Source organism: Agreia pratensis (assembly GCF_900177685.1).
Classification (GTDB): Bacteria; Actinomycetota; Actinomycetes; order Actinomycetales; family Microbacteriaceae; genus Agreia; species Agreia pratensis.
Genome location: NZ_FXAY01000001.1, coordinates 533521 through 549458 on the forward strand (window position 1 = coordinate 533521; position 15938 = coordinate 549458).

Annotated in this window: 20 protein-coding genes and 1 tRNA gene; 12 read left to right on the forward strand and 9 right to left on the reverse strand. The window is 65.1% G+C overall.

Annotation, left to right across the window (positions count from 1 at the left end):
- Window positions 1-9 precede the first annotated feature (9 nt).
- Complete coding sequence (locus B9Y86_RS02530; RefSeq protein WP_085482615.1) at window positions 10-474, forward strand: hypothetical protein; 465 nt, start codon at window positions 10-12, stop codon at window positions 472-474.
- 58 nt (window positions 475-532) lie between these two features.
- On the opposite strand, the gene B9Y86_RS02535 is transcribed toward B9Y86_RS02530, so the two are convergent.
- Together B9Y86_RS02535 and B9Y86_RS02540 are read right to left on the reverse strand one after the other, a co-directional pair.
- Window positions 533-617, reverse strand: a tRNA-Ser gene (locus B9Y86_RS02535).
- 148 nt (window positions 618-765) lie between these two features.
- Window positions 766-1806, reverse strand: coding sequence for a LacI family DNA-binding transcriptional regulator (locus B9Y86_RS02540; protein WP_085482617.1), 1041 nt, complete (start codon window positions 1804-1806; stop codon window positions 766-768).
- 172 nt (window positions 1807-1978) lie between these two features.
- Here B9Y86_RS02540 and B9Y86_RS02545 point away from each other — a divergent pair, with 172 nt between their 5' ends.
- From B9Y86_RS02545 to B9Y86_RS02580, 8 genes are all read left to right on the forward strand, one after another.
- Window positions 1979-2695 (forward strand): ThuA domain-containing protein, encoded by a 717-nt coding sequence (locus tag B9Y86_RS02545; protein WP_410371422.1) that lies wholly within the window; start codon window positions 1979-1981, stop codon window positions 2693-2695.
- Window positions 2680-3765, forward strand: a complete 1086-nt coding sequence (locus B9Y86_RS02550; RefSeq protein WP_085482621.1) for a Gfo/Idh/MocA family protein — start codon at window positions 2680-2682, stop codon at window positions 3763-3765. The genes B9Y86_RS02545 and B9Y86_RS02550 overlap by 16 nt, the downstream gene beginning before the upstream one ends.
- Window positions 3766-3911: 146 nt before the next feature.
- Window positions 3912-5639 (forward strand): glucose-6-phosphate isomerase, encoded by a 1728-nt coding sequence (gene pgi, locus B9Y86_RS02555; protein WP_085482623.1) that lies wholly within the window; start codon window positions 3912-3914, stop codon window positions 5637-5639.
- Window positions 5640-5711: 72 nt separating this feature from the next.
- Complete coding sequence (locus B9Y86_RS02560) at window positions 5712-6200, forward strand: glutathione peroxidase (protein WP_085482625.1); 489 nt, start codon at window positions 5712-5714, stop codon at window positions 6198-6200.
- A gap of 5 nt (window positions 6201-6205) precedes the next feature.
- On the forward strand, window positions 6206-6718 hold the full coding sequence (locus tag B9Y86_RS02565; protein WP_085482627.1) for a hypothetical protein: 513 nt from the start codon (window positions 6206-6208) through the stop codon (window positions 6716-6718).
- Between the two features lie 19 nt (window positions 6719-6737).
- Window positions 6738-7331 (forward strand): DnaJ family domain-containing protein, encoded by a 594-nt coding sequence (locus tag B9Y86_RS02570; RefSeq protein ID WP_085482629.1) that lies wholly within the window; start codon window positions 6738-6740, stop codon window positions 7329-7331.
- A gap of 149 nt (window positions 7332-7480) precedes the next feature.
- Complete coding sequence (locus B9Y86_RS02575) at window positions 7481-7810, forward strand: hypothetical protein (protein ID WP_085482631.1); 330 nt, start codon at window positions 7481-7483, stop codon at window positions 7808-7810.
- A gap of 71 nt (window positions 7811-7881) precedes the next feature.
- Window positions 7882-8508: a TMEM175 family protein gene (locus B9Y86_RS02580; RefSeq protein ID WP_280522296.1), complete on the forward strand. Its 627-nt coding sequence runs from the start codon at window positions 7882-7884 to the stop codon at window positions 8506-8508.
- Between the two features lie 39 nt (window positions 8509-8547).
- On the opposite strand, the gene msrA is transcribed toward B9Y86_RS02580, so the two are convergent.
- From msrA to B9Y86_RS02605, 5 genes are all read right to left on the reverse strand, one after another.
- Window positions 8548-9066 carry a peptide-methionine (S)-S-oxide reductase MsrA gene (gene msrA / locus B9Y86_RS02585; RefSeq protein ID WP_085482635.1) on the reverse strand — a complete coding sequence of 173 codons (519 nt, stop codon included), beginning with the start codon at window positions 9064-9066 and terminating at the stop codon, window positions 8548-8550.
- On the reverse strand, window positions 9063-9551 hold the full coding sequence (msrB, locus tag B9Y86_RS02590; RefSeq protein WP_085482637.1) for a peptide-methionine (R)-S-oxide reductase MsrB: 489 nt from the start codon (window positions 9549-9551) through the stop codon (window positions 9063-9065). The genes msrA and msrB overlap by 4 nt, the downstream gene beginning before the upstream one ends.
- An 89-nt stretch (window positions 9552-9640) precedes the next feature.
- Window positions 9641-10141 carry a DNA alkylation repair protein gene (locus tag B9Y86_RS02595; protein WP_244894599.1) on the reverse strand — a complete coding sequence of 167 codons (501 nt, stop codon included), beginning with the start codon at window positions 10139-10141 and terminating at the stop codon, window positions 9641-9643.
- On the reverse strand, window positions 10141-10578 hold the full coding sequence (locus tag B9Y86_RS02600; RefSeq protein ID WP_085482639.1) for an SRPBCC family protein: 438 nt from the start codon (window positions 10576-10578) through the stop codon (window positions 10141-10143). The genes B9Y86_RS02595 and B9Y86_RS02600 overlap by 1 nt, the downstream gene beginning before the upstream one ends.
- A gap of 37 nt (window positions 10579-10615) precedes the next feature.
- The gene (locus B9Y86_RS02605) at window positions 10616-11605 is read right to left on the reverse strand and encodes an EamA family transporter (protein WP_085482641.1); all 990 of its coding nucleotides are present in this window, start codon (window positions 11603-11605) and stop codon (window positions 10616-10618) included.
- A 71-nt stretch (window positions 11606-11676) separates the two neighbouring features.
- Between B9Y86_RS02605 and B9Y86_RS02610 the strand changes: the two genes are divergently transcribed.
- Complete coding sequence (locus B9Y86_RS02610; RefSeq protein WP_085482643.1) at window positions 11677-12234, forward strand: CGNR zinc finger domain-containing protein; 558 nt, start codon at window positions 11677-11679, stop codon at window positions 12232-12234.
- A 23-nt stretch (window positions 12235-12257) separates the two neighbouring features.
- Entirely contained in the window at window positions 12258-12737 is a 480-nt protein-coding gene (locus B9Y86_RS02615) for a PPOX class F420-dependent oxidoreductase (RefSeq protein WP_085482645.1), read from the forward strand.
- Between the two features lie 32 nt (window positions 12738-12769).
- Here B9Y86_RS02615 and B9Y86_RS02620 read toward each other — a convergent pair whose 3' ends face one another.
- Together B9Y86_RS02620 and B9Y86_RS02625 are read right to left on the reverse strand one after the other, a co-directional pair.
- Window positions 12770-13333, reverse strand: coding sequence for a manganese efflux pump MntP (locus tag B9Y86_RS02620; protein WP_085482647.1), 564 nt, complete (start codon window positions 13331-13333; stop codon window positions 12770-12772).
- Window positions 13334-13435: 102 nt separating this feature from the next.
- Window positions 13436-14551 carry an AI-2E family transporter gene (locus tag B9Y86_RS02625; protein WP_085482649.1) on the reverse strand — a complete coding sequence of 372 codons (1116 nt, stop codon included), beginning with the start codon at window positions 14549-14551 and terminating at the stop codon, window positions 13436-13438.
- 51 nt (window positions 14552-14602) lie between these two features.
- Here B9Y86_RS02625 and B9Y86_RS02630 point away from each other — a divergent pair, with 51 nt between their 5' ends.
- Window positions 14603-15910, forward strand: a complete 1308-nt coding sequence (locus B9Y86_RS02630) for an MFS transporter (protein ID WP_085482651.1) — start codon at window positions 14603-14605, stop codon at window positions 15908-15910.
- The last annotated feature ends 28 nt before the right edge of the window (window positions 15911-15938 follow it).

Genomic DNA, 15938 nt, shown 5'->3' on the forward strand with positions numbered 1-15938 from the left:
ATCGACATCGTGAGGCGGCGGTCTCTACGCCTGCTTCTGATCGGCCTCGTGTCTGTCGCCGTTCTCGGAGCGGTGATCATCGTGATCGTCATCACGACGAACGCGAACAGACCGATCGCAGATTCCGACCTCATCGGCTCGTGGACTTCCGAGAGCGGCAGCGGAACTCTGGATGTACGCGCGGACGGGTCGTTCTCGATCGACGACATGTCCGCGGATCCGTGGACGCTATTGGACGCCACCGGCACATTCTCGGGTGAAGGCACGTGGCAGTCGGATGCCAAGGTTCGAGACGTGGTCTTATCGTTTGCCGACTGGCGCGAGAGCGAAGGGTCGAGTGCGGGTGTTCCCGACCCGGCATCCGTGACGAGCTTCGGTTTTCACATGCGTCTGTCGGGCGAGCGGAAAGATCTGACGATGTCGTTCACGGCGACGGATCCTGACACCTTTTTCACCTTCACCAGAGTGAAGTAGCGCGGCTCAACAGAAAACCCCTGACCGATGGCTTGGAGCCTTCGATCAGGGGTATCGGCGGTGGCGGAGAGATTCGAACTCTCGATAGGTTGCCCTATACACGCTTTCCAAGCGTGCCTCTTCGGCCGCTTGAGTACGCCACCTGAGTTCTTACGAACCTGACTATCCTAACCGATGACGTGTGCGGCGTGTACGCAACGCTCTACTCGGCGCCCGAGCAGTCGCCCTCCGACCGCAGAACGGTGGGAAAGTCGTGCTCGTCGAGCGGTCGGCCGAGCTTCGCCGGCCTTATCAGGGTCGACCGGTCGAGAGGCGTGTGATCAGTCGAGTCTCGAGCTCCATCCGGATGGCCGAGCCGCCGGGCGGGCCGGGTGTCGAAGTGCGGTCGGCTTCGCGAAGCATCCGGAATGCGGCCGCGCCCATCTCGACGATCGGCTGTCGCACGGTGGTCATGGGCGGTGTCGCCCATGCCGACTCCTGGATGTCGTCGAAACCGACGATGCTCACTCGCCCCGGGATCGACAAGGAAGCATCGCGGGCAGCATCGTAGACGCCCAGCGCCATGAAATCGGAGCACGCGAAGATCGCCGACGGCCTGCTCGCGCTCGACGAGAGCATGGCTGCGGCAACCCGGTGCGCCTGCTCTCGATCCCAGTCGCCGTATGCGAGCCACTTCGCCGGAACAGTGACCCCCGCCGCTCTGAGCGCTGTGACGAAACCATCGATTCGCGCGCTGCTCGACAGCTCTGCGCGCCGACCACCGACGACCCCGATCCGTGTATGCCCCAGCTCGAGCAGATGCTCTGCGGCAAGGCGTCCACCGTCCCAGTTGGTCGCGCCGATACTCGCGATGTCTGCCGGGGGCCGGCTGATCGGATCGATGACCACGACAGGGATGTTCGCCGTCGTCAGCATGTTCAACTGCGCCGCGGTCGTATCGACGAGAACGATGATCGCCCCCAGCGAAGGTCTTCTGAGCAGGCGGCGCATCCAGTCGTCATCGGAACGGGCGACGCTGAGGACGACGTCGACTCCGTCGGCCGCGGCGGCTGCCTCGACGCCCTCCAACACCCCGCTGATCCAACTTCCTTCGACCTGCTTCACAACGACATCGATGAGCGGAACGGAGAGTCGCCTGTCGTCGCCGACGCGAGTGCGCGTCTTGCGCCGATATCCCAGCTCCTGCGCGGATGCCATGACGCGGCGGCACGTCGCGTCTGACACATCGGTGCCCCCGTTCAGCACTTTCGAGACGGTCGGCACACTGGTTCCTGCGCGAGCGGCGATCTGCGCGAGAGTCGGCGCCCGCGCTGGATCGATTGGTGACGACATACCTCGACTCTACAAAAAGTTGCGCAAGTTTCGACTCAGGCGCGCGCCACCGAGGGCTTGATTCGCATTCATCACTGGGTCAGAATGAATAAAGACCCGCGAATAGCTCCGCCTAATTTGCGCAAATTATGCCGTGCCCCACAGAGCGCGATGCAGCACCTCAAGGATGACGATGACTGACACACAACAGACCGCTCCGGCGAAGAGCGCCCTCGTGGTGCGGGGAGGGTGGGACGGACACCAGCCGGTCGAGGCCACAGAGATGTTTCTGCCCTTCCTGACGGCGAACGGCTACGAGGTTCGCGTCGAAGAATCGCCGGCTGTCTACGCCGACGACTCGTATCTGCCCACTGTCGATCTCATCGTGCAGCTCAACACGATGTCGTCGATCGAGGCTGCGGAGTTCACCGGATTGAGGGCTGCGATCGAGGCGGGCACGGGCTTCGCGGGCTGGCACGGCGGCATCGCCGACTCGTACCGCAACAACTCCGACTACCTCCAGATGGTCGGCGGCCAGTTCGCCTCGCACCCCGGCAAGCGCCCGAGCGAGCGCACGGGCGAGCAATCCGACAACTATGTTCCCCACATGATCGAGATGACCGATGCCGCGGCGACTCACCCGATCACACGCGGCATCAGCGACTTCGAGTTGGTGACCGAGCAGTACTGGGTACTGCACGACGACTACAACGATGTGTTGGCCACCACCACCCAGGCCGTGCGGGAGTGGGATCCCTGGAATCGCCCCATCACATCACCCGCCATCTGGACCAGAAACTGGGGCGCGGGGCGCATCTTCGTCTCGACGCCAGGCCACCGCGTCGAGATCCTCCAGAATCCCAACGTCAAGACCATCATCGAAAGGGGACTCCTGTGGGCATCCCGCTGACCGTCGGCATCATCGGCGTCGGAAAGATCAGCGAGCAGTACCTCGCGAACCTTCCCGGTTTTCCCGGTCTCCGGCTCGTGGCCGTCGCCGACCTCGACGAGGCTCGCGCCAGAGAGGTCGCCGAACTACACGGCGTGCGTGCATTGACGGTCGACGAGCTGCTCGACGATCCCGAGGTCGATGCCGTGTTGAATCTCACCATTCCGGCCGCTCACGTCGAGATCGGCACCCGCGCCCTTCTCGCCGGTAAGCACGTCTTCGCAGAGAAACCCCTCGGATTGAATGCGGCGGAGGCCGCATCGATGATCGATCTCGCCGAAGAACTCGGCCTGAGATTCGGCAGCGCGCCCGATACGGTGCTCGGTACAGGCATCCAGACCGCTCGCCGTGCCATCGACTCGGGGCTGATCGGCGAGCCGATCGCCGCGCAGGCCTTCTGGTCGTCGCCCGGGCACGAGGCCTGGCACCCCGCCCCCGCTTTCTACTACCAGGCGGGCGGCGGGCCGCTGCTCGACATGGGCCCCTACTACCTCACCTCACTCGTTCACTTCTTCGGGCCGGTCGTGCGGGTCAGCGGCCTGACGAGCCGCTCGAACCGGATGCGCACGGTCGGCTCGGGCGCGCTGGAGGGCACCCCGATCCCCGTTTCGGTCGACACCCACGTCACCGCACTGCTCGAGCACGCCGGTGGTGTCTCGTCGACCATTACCGTGAGCTTCGAAATCTGGAAGACCCGCTCTCCGCTTTTCGAGGTCTACGGCTCAGCCGGCACCCTCGCTGTTCCCGATCCGAACCAGTTCTCCGAACCCGTGGAACTCGCGCGAAGCGGGACCCGCGAGTGGGAGACCCTCCCCGACTCCGCCGGCTACATCAATACGGGTCGCGGCATAGGCCTCGCCGACCTCGCGGATGCGATTGCTGGCGACCTGCCGCACCGCGCTTCGGGCCGACTCGGCCTGCATGTGCTCGAGATCATGGACGCGATCCAGCTCTCCAGCGCACGACGCGAGACCATCACGATCGCCAGCACGGTCGAGCGGCCCGAGGCGGTTCCGCTGCGCGCGGTCTAGTCGTGTGCGTTCCAGCGGCGACGAGGCATCGAGGCTGCAAGCAGACGTCGCAAGGACGCCCGCACAGGAATAGGGTTGTCTGTGGCCCGCCTCGCATCGCCGCGAGAGTCGCGGGCTGCGCGCCGCCGGCACTCTGGAGAACCCCCTTGACCGAATCTGCTCCCGTCGATCCCACCACCACCGATGCCTGGAAGAACCTCGCTGCGATCGCCGATGGCTTCTCGCCCGACCTTCGCGGATGGTTCGCAGACGACGCCCTCCGCGCCGAGCGCTACACCTTTCAGGCTGCAGACCTCACCGTCGATCTGTCGAAGGGGCTCGTCACCGAAGAGATTCTGGCCAACCTGCTGCAGCTCGCGAAAGACGTCGACGTCTCAGGTCGCTATGCGGCCATGATCGCAGGCCAACACATCAACGTCACCGAAGACCGCGCAGTACTGCACACCGCTCTCCGCCGCCCCAAAGACGGAGAGGGCCTCGTGCCGCCCAAGGGCTTCATCGTCGATGGTCAGGACATCGACGCCGACGTGCACGCAACCCTCGACAAGGTGTACGCGTTCGCCGACAAGGTCCGCTCAGGCGAGTGGACCGGTGTCACGGGCAAGCGCATCGAGACTGTCGTCAACATCGGTATCGGCGGCTCCGACCTCGGCCCCGTGATGGTCTACGAGGCGCTGAAACCCTATGTGCAGGCCGGCATCGAGGCGCGTTTCGTCTCGAACATCGACCCCAACGACGTCTACGAGAAGACGGCGGGCCTCGACCCGGAGACCACACTCTTCATCGTCGCGTCGAAAACCTTCGGCACCCTCGAGACCCTCACGAACGCCCGACTCGCACGCGAGTGGCTTTGGGCCGAGCTGAGCGCGGTCGGAGTTCTCGAGGACACCGACGAGGCACGCAAGGGTGCCGTCGCCAAGCACTTCGTGGCAGTCTCGACGGCTCTCGACAAGGTCGAGGCCTTCGGGATCGACCCCGAGAACGCCTTCGGGTTCTGGGACTGGGTAGGCGGCCGGTACTCGGTCGACTCCGCCATCGGCACCTCCGTCGTGATCGCCATCGGCCCCGACAACTGGCGCGAATTCCTCGCGGGATTCCACGCCGTCGATGAGCACATGCGCACCGCCGCACTCCACGAGAACGTGCCGGTTCTCATGGGCCTGCTCAACGTCTGGTACACGAACTTCCTCGGCGCCCAGAGCCATGCTGTGCTGCCCTACGCCCAGTACCTGCACCGCTTCGCCGCGTATCTGCAGCAGCTCACCATGGAGTCGAACGGCAAGAGCGTGCGCTGGGACGGCTCGCCCGTCACCAGCGACACCGGTGAGATCTTCTGGGGCGAGCCGGGCACGAACGGGCAGCACGCGTTCTACCAGCTCATCCACCAGGGCACCCGCCTCATTCCCGCTGATTTCATTGCGGTGGCCAACCCGGCGCATCCGTTGAAAGACGCGACCGGCGACGGCGCGGGCGTCGAACCAGGTCAAGATGTGCACACGTTGTTCATGGCCAACTTCTTCGCGCAGACCAAGGCGCTCGCCTTCGGCAAGACGGCCGACGAGGTGCGCGCCGAGGGCACCAAGGAGTCCGTCGTTCCCGCCCGTGAGTTCGCCGGCAACAAGCCGACGACCTCGATCCTCGCTCCTGCCCTGACGCCGAGCGTTGTGGGTCAGCTCATCGCCCTGTACGAGCACATCGTCTTCGTGGAGGGCACCGTCTGGGGCATCGACTCGTTCGACCAGTGGGGCGTCGAGCTGGGCAAGCAGCTCGCACTGCAGATCACACCCGCGGTCGCAGGCGATGCTGCCGCACTCGAGAGCCAGGACTCGTCGAGCAAGTCGCTGATCGCGAAGTACCTCGAACTGCGCAAGTAGCCCGCTGACCGCCGGGCTTTCGGCCCGGCGGTTCCCGAGTGATTCACACCCACAGAACCTAGGATCAAGGCTATGAATCTCGACGACATCCCCATCACCACGACCACCGGCGAATCAACGACGCTGGGTGCGTTCGACGGTGTCAGATTGATCGTCAACGTGGCGAGCCGCTGCGGTCTTGCACCGCAGTACGAGAAGCTCGAGACGCTGCAGAAGACCTACGGCGACAAGGGCTTCACGGTGCTCGGCTTCCCGAGCAACCAATTCCTCCAGGAACTCTCCACCGACGAGGCGATCCAGGAATACTGCTCGATGACCTGGGGCGTCACCTTCCCGATCTTCGAGAAGATCAGGGTGAATGGGCGCAATGCGCACCCGCTCTATAAAGAGCTCACCAAGACGCCCGATGTCAACGGCAAGTCGGGGCGCATCAGCTGGAACTTCGAGAAGTTCGTGGTGACCCCCGACGGCACTGTGCACCGCTTCAGCCCGAGAACAGAACCCGATGATCCTGCGATCCTGAAGGTGATCGAGGCATCGCTGCCCGCCCCAACGCAGTAGCGACAGTGCGGAGAGATCCGGCGACCGTCTCCCCGGAGCACCGCGCGGAGGCGTTGAAGGAGCGCGTCTACGTCACTTTCACGAGCCTCGCGGTCGTCTTGGCAATGCGGTCGCACTCCGCTGATGAGCTGAGCGCCGGCGAGGCGGCATCGACCCTCAGTATCACCGTGATCGGCACTCTGCTGGCAGTCTTCGTGGCCGACGTCGTCTCGCACCTCGCCGTGCACGCGGCTGTGCCGACGGCCGCGGAGATCCGGCGGATGGCAGCGGTGAGCTTCGGTGCCTTCGCCACGGCCGTGCTCCCTCTTGTCTTCATCGGGTTCGCCGCTCTTGATCGCTGGAGCGTCGACGCGGCGCTGCGCGCATCCACCATCGCACTCACCATCTCGCTGATCGCCATCGGCTTCCTCGCCGCGCGCCGGGTGAAATTGGCCTGGTGGCAACGCCTCGTCGTGCTGGGCGCGGAGTTCGCCGTCGGCGCAGCGGTCGTGGGGCTCGAACTGCTGGCACACGGGTGATCACTCGTAGGCTTGATGCATGGGCGGCACCACGGAACCTCGTGACTCGCGACTGAACGTCGCTCGCTACCAGGTCGACAAGCTGACCCCCGAGAGTGAGCGCGACAACACCACTGACGCCGGCCAGCCGACGATGGAGCAGCGGGCGCAGATCGTCGAGATCTCGATTCAGCAGGCCATGCGGCGGGGTGATTTCGACGATCTGCCCGGTGCAGGAAAGCCGCTGTCTGGTCTGCAGAACGCCTATGACCCCAACTGGTGGATCAGGCAGAAGATCGAGCGCGAGCGTCTCACCGGCCTGGGGCCGCCAGCCCTGACGCTGCGCACGGAGGACGCTCAGCTCGAAGAGCGACTCGACGGCGCTCCGTCAGAAGACGCTGTTCGAAGCATCCTGAATGACTTCAACGCGCGCATCATCGAGGCGCGTCGGCAGTTGCAGGGCGGGCCTCCCGTGGTCACGACACCACGCGACATCGACGCTGAGGTGCAGGGTTGGCGCGAACGACGGGATGCGCGATACAGGCAATACACGGAGGCTCGGGAGCGCGATGAGGCCGCCTACAGGGCTATGGGCTGGCGCGAACGCCGTCGCGCACGGCGCTCACGCCGCTGATAACCGTCGTGCCGACTCGAACTGACCACGGAGTCGACCCCGGCCATCCGAAATATTCACGGAGTGAACGATTTAGGCTGACCATAGCCATGGGCAGCAGCACGTGCAACCCCATTGCACCCGAGCAATGGGCGAACGAAAGTAGTCGAATGAGAGAGCTTCACTATGGGGGCGGAACCCTGGTCGTCGGTCGCGAGGTCTGCACGGCCGTCTTCGACTACGCCCTGGCACTGGCCCGCGTCGGGCGGTCCGACCTGATCACCGTGCCCATTCTGGTGAACGGTCAGATCGATGAATCGAACATCCTGCTGGGCCCGACCACACAGATCTTTTGCACACCCGCAACGCAGACAGCCGAGGGCCTCGATGACTCCTCCAAGGTCACCGAGCTGCGCGAACGCATTGCGTCACTTCACCGACCGATCACCGCGATTTCTGGCGATGCCGCCGTCTACCCGGATTTCGAACTCGAGTATTGACCGGGTGCGCGCTACAGTTCTGGTCATGTTGATCGAACCGGCCAGCAAGGCTCCTGCCACGGAGCAGCGCCCTGACTGAGCAGACCCCCGGCGACCTTGCCAGACTCGTCACCTTCAGTGACGCGGTCGTCGCCATCGCTGCGACCCTGCTCGTATTGCCCCTCGCTGAGAACGCCGCTCAAGGAGGCATGCCCACGCTCGGCGAGATCGTCGCCGAAAGCGGCGGCCAGATTCTTCTGCTGCTCCTCGGATTCTTCGTGATCTGCAGATTCTGGCTCAATCATCACGACATCATGCGCAATCTCGTGACGTTCGATGCACCTCTTTTTTGGGCGAACGCGGTATGGATGGTGTCGATCGTCCTGCTGCCGTTCACGACCGGCCTGATCGGAACATCCGACAGCAGCGATCCGGCGACCACCGGCCTGTACATCGGCAACATGCTCATCACCTGTCTGGCCGCATTGGCGATGGAGTGGCACGTCACGCGCACTCCGTCTCTGCAGACTCCCGAGACGAGAGGCACTGCACGCCTTACCGGTGGCGTCGTCGCAGCCATCGCGCTCGCCATCGCTCTTGTGCTCGCCGTGCTCGTGCCGGCTGTCGGGCCATGGGCTCTTCTGCTTCTCGCCGTAGACGGGTTCGTCACCAAAGCGCTTCGCCGCAGAACAGAAAAGCCGGGCTCACCGCGCAAGTAACGCGGTGAACCCGGCGATTTTTCTGCCGAGAATCAGTCGTTAGGCGACCGACTGCTCCCTGCGGGGCAGCTTCCACCCCGGGCGCACGTAGTGGCACGTGTATCCGTTCGGGTACTTCTCCAGGTAGTCCTGGTGCTCCTCTTCGGCCTCCCAGAAGTCGCCCGCAGGCTCGACCTCGGTGACGACCTTGGCGGGCCACAGACCGGATGCGTCGACATCGGCGATCGTGTCGAGCGCGACCTGCTTCTGCTCGTCGGAGGTGTAGAAAATGGCCGAGCGGTAGCTCTCGCCCACGTCGTTACCCTGGCGGTTCTTGGTCGACGGGTCGTGAATCTGAAAGAAGAACTCGAGCAGGTCGCGGTAGCTGATCTGCGAGGGATCGAACACGATCTCGAGGGCCTCGGCGTGCGAGCCGTGGTTGCGATAGGTCGCGTTGAGTGTGTCGCCGCCGGAGTATCCGGTGCGGCTGGAGATAACTCCCGGGCGCTTGCGGATCAGGTCCTGGACGCCCCAGAAGCATCCGCCGGCCAGAATGGCGGTTTCAGTGGTCGTGGTCATCGTGAGATCTCCTCGGTGCTTGTGGATGCGGTGGGTGTGGATGTCGTGAACAGGCCGCGGTAATCACCGTAGCCCTCCTTCTCGAGGTCTGCCTCTGCGACGAAACGAAGTGACGCAGAGTTGATGCAGTAGCGAAGACCCCCGGCCTCGACCGGGCCGTCGTCGAAGACGTGTCCGAGATGGCCGTCGCCATGGGCGGAGCGCACCTCGGTGCGCACCATGCCGAAGGCCTTGTCTGTCTTGATCACGATGTTCTCGGGATCGATCGGGACAGTGAAGCTGGGCCAGCCCGAACGGCTGTCGTACTTGTCGGTCGACGCGAACAGTGGTTCTCCCGAGACGACGTCGACATAGAGGCCGGCGTCTTTCTTGTCCCAGAACTCGTTCTGGAAGGCGGGCTCTGTCTTGTCGTCTTGCGTTACGCGGCGCTGCTGCCGGGTGAGGCGGGCTATCGCCTCGGGACTCTTGACGTACTGGGCTGACACTGTCGTCTCCTTGTTGGTGCGCGGCTGGCTGCCGCGGTTATCAGGTAGAACCGGTATGACTCGTCGGATGTTCCGCGGTCGGCAAACACTCAGGAATCAGACGAAGCGACCCGCGCGGCACCGCGGACACGGGGGTCCTCACTCTGTGTCCATCGAGCGACGACCGCATCGGCACGCACACGATCCCGGCCGTCGAACGAGTCGACGAGAGGGCGGATCACATCGCGTGCGAGAACGAGAGCGAGTTCATCGACAGCACTCGATCGGAGGAAGCCTTCGAGCCGCGTCAGATCAGTCACGACGAGCATGTCGACATGTGTCTGAAGAAGGATGACCGCGGCGAGCCGACGTTCGTAGACGTCGGCCTCCCAGAGCAGCGAGCTCAGGGCGGTGATCTCGTCGTGCCCGAGTTCGGCGAATCGGCGCAGCGTGTCGCGAAGAGTCGCTCGGATGGCACCCACCGACGTGCCGTAGAAGCCGATGCCTTCGCCGATCAGCGCACGGTGCTCCTCTGCGCGTTGCCACGACGACTCGTACTGCAACGCTTCGTCGACGAGCTCGCAGGCTGCGACTATTCGCTGCGACTCCACTACTCGCTCTCGGCGACCAGGGTGCCCATCACGTCGAAGAACGCGTTGTATCCGATGACGGTCTGCTCGAGCTGGCCCTCGTCGAAGCCCGGAGAGTCCTGCGTCATGATCATCTGGGTGCTGCCGCCGATCTCTGCGAGGTCGACTGTGATAACACCGCGCGCGTCGAGCGCAGGATTGTCTGTGATCGTCATGACGAGGTGGGTCGGCGCATCGACCTCGAGGTACTCGCCCACCCAGCTGATCGATGTGTCGTCGGGCAGTTTCATGACCGCGTTCCATGAGCCGCCGGGGCGTACGTCCATCGACAGGGTCTCGGCGGGCACATCGACCCCGTCGGTACCGAACCACACCGCGAACTTCTCGGGATCGGTCCACGCATCGAAGACCGCCTGCGGCGTCGCTGCGAACGAACGGGTGATGCTGAGTTCTGCCATGGTCGTACTCCTCGTCGATGCTGATCTGCAGTGGACACTACCCGCTTCGCCCGGGTGGTGTCACCGGCGCACCGGCCGAGGGCGCTGTCATCAGATCCACCGACGCCGGCTCGATCGGCGCATCCGTCTTCTCGCTGCGCACGAACCCGATTCCGACCAGGATGAGCACGCCGCCGAGCAGCTGAGGCAGAGTCAGCTGCTCACCGAGCAGGAGCCACGCATAGAACGTGGCGGCGACCACTTCGAGCAGGCCGACGAACGATGCGAGCCTCGAACCGAGCATCTGGGTGGCGGTGATGCTCGTCGCGTAGGCGACCGCAGTCGAGACCACTCCGACGAGCAGAAGCGGGATCCACCAGGGCGCCGCGGTGCCGAAGAGAGCGACATCATCGAAGGTCACGGTGAACGGGACCAAGCCTGTCAGCCCCACGGCGCCGAGCGCGATGCCACCGATCAGGAGACCGGCCGCAGCGAGAGCTACAGGGGGAAGACCGTCGTCGGGCTGCGCTGCGATCAGGTAGTACACGGCGCATCCCGCCATCGCCCCGACGGCGAGCGTCAGTCCGAGTATGTCGAGACTCGACGTGCCACCGGGCGACACGACCATGACGAGGCCGACGAGCGCGACGACCGAGCCTATGAGAACGACGGCCTTGGGCATCCGGCGCGTGCGCGCCCACGCAAAGGCGACGAGCAGCAGCGGCGCCATGTACTCGATGAGAATGCCGGTGCCCACGGGGATGCGCTGAATCGCGGCGAAGTAGAGAAGCTGGGTTCCCGCTACGCCGATGAGGGCCATCGCGAGCACCCTGCCCCGCGAGCGCCAAAGAGCCGACCAACGGCCGCGCAGAAACAGGATGGCGAAGGGCGCCAGCACGACGCCTCCCACGAGCGCGCGCACGGTGACCGCGGCAGCCGGGCTCCAGCCGGACTCGAGCAGAGGCTTCACGAGGGCGCCGGAGCTGCCGAATGTGGCGGCCGCGATGACGGCGATGACCAGACCTGCTGAGGTCGACGACCGTGGCATGCGATTCCCTTTCACCGGCTGTTGTGGTGCTCTGATCCAGACGCTAGTCTCAGATCGAGTAAGGAGTCAATTTGCATTTTGCCCCTGACACCGAAGACATTCTGGGTTTCATCGTCACCCTCGGAAATACGGTCGCGGGCGCCTCCCGGAGCGGAGCCGACGAGATCGGCACGCCCGCTCAGCTCACCGGGCTTCTCGATACCCACGGCTACACGGGCCGCTTCGACCGCGACGAGCGCGAACTCGCCGAGGTGCATCGAGTGCGCACGCAGCTCAGACACGTCTGGAGTCTCGACCGCGACGCGGCCGCGGTCGAGGTGAACGCCATGCTGCGGCAGACCCGGGCACTCCCCCAGCTCGTTCGTCACGACGCACTCGACTGGCATCTGCACGCGTCTGAAGACGATGAGCCTCTCGCCGAACGCATTCTCAGCGAGGCGTCGCTGGCTTTCGTCGACGTGATCCGCAGCGATGAGATGACCCGCCTGCGCACCTGCGGAGCCCCGGATTGCGAGGGAATCTTCGTCGACCTGTCGCGCAACGGATCGAAGAGGTTCTGCAGCGTGCGCTGCGGCAACCGGGTGAACATGATCGCGTTCCGCGAGCGCGCCGCGGCCGACAGCGCCTAGCGTCGGGCGGATAGCCTTGTCGCATGGCACGAACGATCTCCACCAATACCTCCGTCGACCGCCAGGGCATGCTCGAATTCGTGCGCCCACGACACCGGATGCTCGTCGCCACGACGCGCGCAGACGGCCGGCCCCAGATGTCGCCGGTCTCAGGCGGGGTCGACGCCGAGGGCCGCATCGTGATCTCGACGTATCCCGGTCGCGCGAAGACGCGAAACGCTGAGCGGCGCCCGGACGTCTCGGTGCTGGTGCTCTCCGACGACTGGAACGATGCCTGGATTCAGGTCGACGGCGATGCCGAGGTGCTGCACATGCCCGAGGCATCCGACGCGCTCGTCGACTACTACCGGAGCATCTCGGGAGAGCACCCCGATTGGCAGGAGTACCGCGCCGCCATGGCTCTGCAGAACAAGTCGCTGCTGCGCATCACACCCACGCGCTGGAGCCCCGTCTCGACGGGCGGGTTCCCCGCCGACGTCGCCGCGCGCCTCGACGGAGTCTGAGCAGCCTCAGACCGCCCGCCATAGGGCGAGCATCAGAGAATCCCGAGGTGGTCGAGAAGGATCCGGGTGCCGATGAGGATCAGGATGAGCCCGCCGGCGATCTCTGCCGGGCGGCGGAACTTCACTCCCGCCCGGTGGCCGATCAGGATTCCGGCGAAGGTGAGAACGAAGGTCGTCACACCGATGAGAATGGCGGTCTCCGTGATCGAGATCGCCAGGAACGCGAACGAGAGGCCCACCGCGAGCGCGTCGACACTCGTCGCCACAGAGAGCACCAGGAGTTCGCGAATCTTCAGCCGGTCGTCGACTTCCTTGTCCTCGGGGTTCGAGAACGCCTCCCACAGCATCTTTCCGCCGATGAGGCCGAGTAGGACGAAAGCGACCCAGTGGTCGATGCCTGTGATGTACGACGCGAACTGGGTGCCGAGCAGCCACCCGATGACCGGCATGACGGCCTGGAAGACGCCGAACGCCGTAGAGATGATGAGCGCGTTGCGCAGGTTGAAGCGGCGCATGTGCATGCCCTTGCCGAGCGCGACAGCGAATGCGTCGGCCGAGACTCCGAGCGCGACGAAGAAGACAGACCAGAGGGCCATGCGATGGGAGACCTTTCACGACGAACAAGCAATGCAGTTGCTCGCCGTTGAGGCTTCAAGAATGCCAGCCGACCTCGCCATTGGAGGCCGAAAAGCCCGGATTCACGGCTTTTCGGGCTGCCTAAGCTCCCGGGCGGGAGCGCTCGGCTCGTCGACATTCCAGGTCTTGATGATGGCCCAACCCACGGCCGCGATCGGCACAGCGAGCACCGCTCCCGTGATACCGCCGAGGATCGTTCCCGCGGTGAGGGCGACCAGAATGACGAGCGGGTGCAACTTCAGCGACTGCGCCATGACCACGGGCTGCAGGAAGTTGCCCTCGAGCTGGTTGACGACCACCACGATGATCACCACGATCAGAGCGACCAGCGGCCCATTCGCCACGAGAGCGACGAGGGCCGCAAGGATTCCGGCGGCAGTGGCTCCCACGATCGGGATGAACGCGGTGACGAACACGATCACGGCCAGCGGCAGCGCCAGGGGAACGCCGAGAATCGCGAGGCCGATGCCGATACCGGCCGCATCCACGAAGGCGATGATGGCAGTTCCGCGAACGTAGCCGCCGAGAACGCGCACCGCAGTGGCACCGATCCGCTCGCCACGGGCCTTGCGGTGACCGCGGAAAGGGCGCAGGAAGAACGCCCAGATCGCGGGGCCGTCTTTGAGGAAGAAGAACAGGATCACGATGGCCAGCGCCGCGCCCGTGGCCAGTTCACCGACGACGGATGCGCCGGCCAGCGCACCCGATCCGGCCTGGCTGCTCGTCGCGAAGTCGATCAGCGCCTGCTTGGCAGACTCGATCTGCGATGCGTCGACCGGAATGGGGCCGTTCGTCACGAAATTCTGCAGCTGATCGAGGCCATCCTTGGCCGACGACGCCAACGTGTCCCACTGGCCGCGCACGGCGAAGACGATGAGCGTGACGAGGCCACCGATCACCAGAATGCCCGCGAGCAGCGTGAGCCAGGTCGCGAGAATCGCCGACATGCCGCGCTTCTTGAGCAACCGCATGACGGGAGACGCCGCCGCCGCGATGATGAGTGCGATCAGCACGGGAATCACCACGAGCTTCAGCTGCACGAGTGCGAACACCACGATCACGGCCAACGCGAGAACGATGATGATCTGGCCACTGCGAATGGCCAGTGCCCCCATCTTGTCGGTGAGCAGGGAACGCAGAGACGGAGTAGCCGAGGGCTCACCAGAGGGAACGGTCATATACACACCCTAGGGAAAGATCGAATATTGCCATCCCCCTAGACTTGGCCGGTGTCGACCAGCCCAGATCTTCCGCGCCGGGCGTCGGCCGCCTCCGCGAGAGCCGGCGGCCGAGCGCTCGCTCTCGTCGGCATCGTTCTCGTCGCCGTCAATCTGCGCACCGCCGTGGCCGCGCTGTCGCCGATCTTCTCCCAGATCAGTGTCGACGTTTCTCTCGACAGTGTGGGCGTCGGCCTCCTGGGCACCCTCCCTCCCCTCTGTTTCGCGGTCTTCGGGTTGCTCGCGCCCGCGCTCAGGAGGCACCTGCGCCTCGAGACCCTGCTGATCACGGCGCTGGGCGCCATCCTGATCGGGCACCTCACTCGAGGCCTCGCGCCGAACTACGCCGTTCTCGCCCTGGCGAGCGTGCTCACCTTCGCCGGCATGGGCGTGGCGAACGTGGTTCTCCCGCCGGTCGTCAAGAAGTATTTCCCCGCCTCGATCGGCCCGATCACCTCGATGTACGTCACGATCATGGCCCTGTTCAGTCTGATCCCGCCGCTCGTCGCCGTACCGATCGCCGATTCGCTCGGCTGGCGCGTCAGCGTCTCGATGTGGGCAGCGCTGGCTGCGGTGGCGATCATCCCCTGGCTCTCACTCTGGATGCGCGACCGCCGGGCGACGTCCGCGGCGATGCGGGCGGCCGCGGCATCCGGGGCGCTTACAGACGACGACGTTCTGCCGGAGATCTCGTCGGCTGTCGTCGGCCGGGTCTGGCGGTCGCCTCTGGCCTGGTCGATGGGCCTGCTCTTCGGCACCACGAGCCTCAACGTCTACGCGGCCTTCGCGTGGCTTCCCGAGCTCTTGACCGACCTCGCCGGCGTATCTCCTGCGCAGGCGGGCATCCTGCTCTCGCTGTACGCCGGCATGGGCATTCCGTTCTCCCTCGCCGTGCCGATTCTGGCGAGCCGGATGCGATCGGTCTCGCCGCTGATCGCGCTCGGCTTCGCCTGCTTCGCGGCCGGATATCTCGGGCTGCTCCTCGCTCCGGCCGCGCTCCCGTGGATCTGGGTGGCGCTCATCGGCGCTGGACCTCTGACGTTCCCCCTCGTGCTCGTTCTCGTCGGCCTCCGAAGCCGCACGCCGGAGGGGACCGTCGCGCTGAGCGGATTCACACAGGGTGTGGGCTACGCGCTCGGTGCGCTCGGCCCGCTGCTCGTCGGCGTTCTGCACGACCTGTCTAAAGGCTGGACCGCACCCCTCGTGTTCCTTCTCGTCACGCTCGTCGTCATCGCCGTCGCGGGCAGAGTCGTCGCACGGCCCCGGATGCTCGAAGACGACTGGCGCCGCACCGCCCGCGACGAAGCCCCCCAGCGGTGAGATGACGCAGACGGCGGCTTCTCACCCG

Coding starts and splice junctions, on each gene's coding strand:
- B9Y86_RS02540 (WP_085482617.1), bottom strand. CDS start 1,806: ATGTCGTCACCAATCGATCCAGCGCGGGCGCCGACTCTCGCGCAGATC.
- B9Y86_RS02545 (WP_410371422.1), top strand. CDS start 1,979: ATGACTGACACACAACAGACCGCTCCGGCGAAGAGCGCCCTCGTGGTG.
- B9Y86_RS02560 (WP_085482625.1), top strand. CDS start 5,712: ATGAATCTCGACGACATCCCCATCACCACGACCACCGGCGAATCAACG.
- B9Y86_RS02570 (WP_085482629.1), top strand. CDS start 6,738: ATGGGCGGCACCACGGAACCTCGTGACTCGCGACTGAACGTCGCTCGC.
- B9Y86_RS02575 (WP_085482631.1), top strand. CDS start 7,481: ATGAGAGAGCTTCACTATGGGGGCGGAACCCTGGTCGTCGGTCGCGAG.
- msrA (WP_085482635.1), bottom strand. CDS start 9,066: ATGACCACGACCACTGAAACCGCCATTCTGGCCGGCGGATGCTTCTGG.
- B9Y86_RS02600 (WP_085482639.1), bottom strand. CDS start 10,578: ATGGCAGAACTCAGCATCACCCGTTCGTTCGCAGCGACGCCGCAGGCG.
- B9Y86_RS02605 (WP_085482641.1), bottom strand. CDS start 11,605: ATGCCACGGTCGTCGACCTCAGCAGGTCTGGTCATCGCCGTCATCGCG.
- B9Y86_RS02615 (WP_085482645.1), top strand. CDS start 12,258: ATGGCACGAACGATCTCCACCAATACCTCCGTCGACCGCCAGGGCATG.
- B9Y86_RS02620 (WP_085482647.1), bottom strand. CDS start 13,333: ATGGCCCTCTGGTCTGTCTTCTTCGTCGCGCTCGGAGTCTCGGCCGAC.
- B9Y86_RS02625 (WP_085482649.1), bottom strand. CDS start 14,551: ATGACCGTTCCCTCTGGTGAGCCCTCGGCTACTCCGTCTCTGCGTTCC.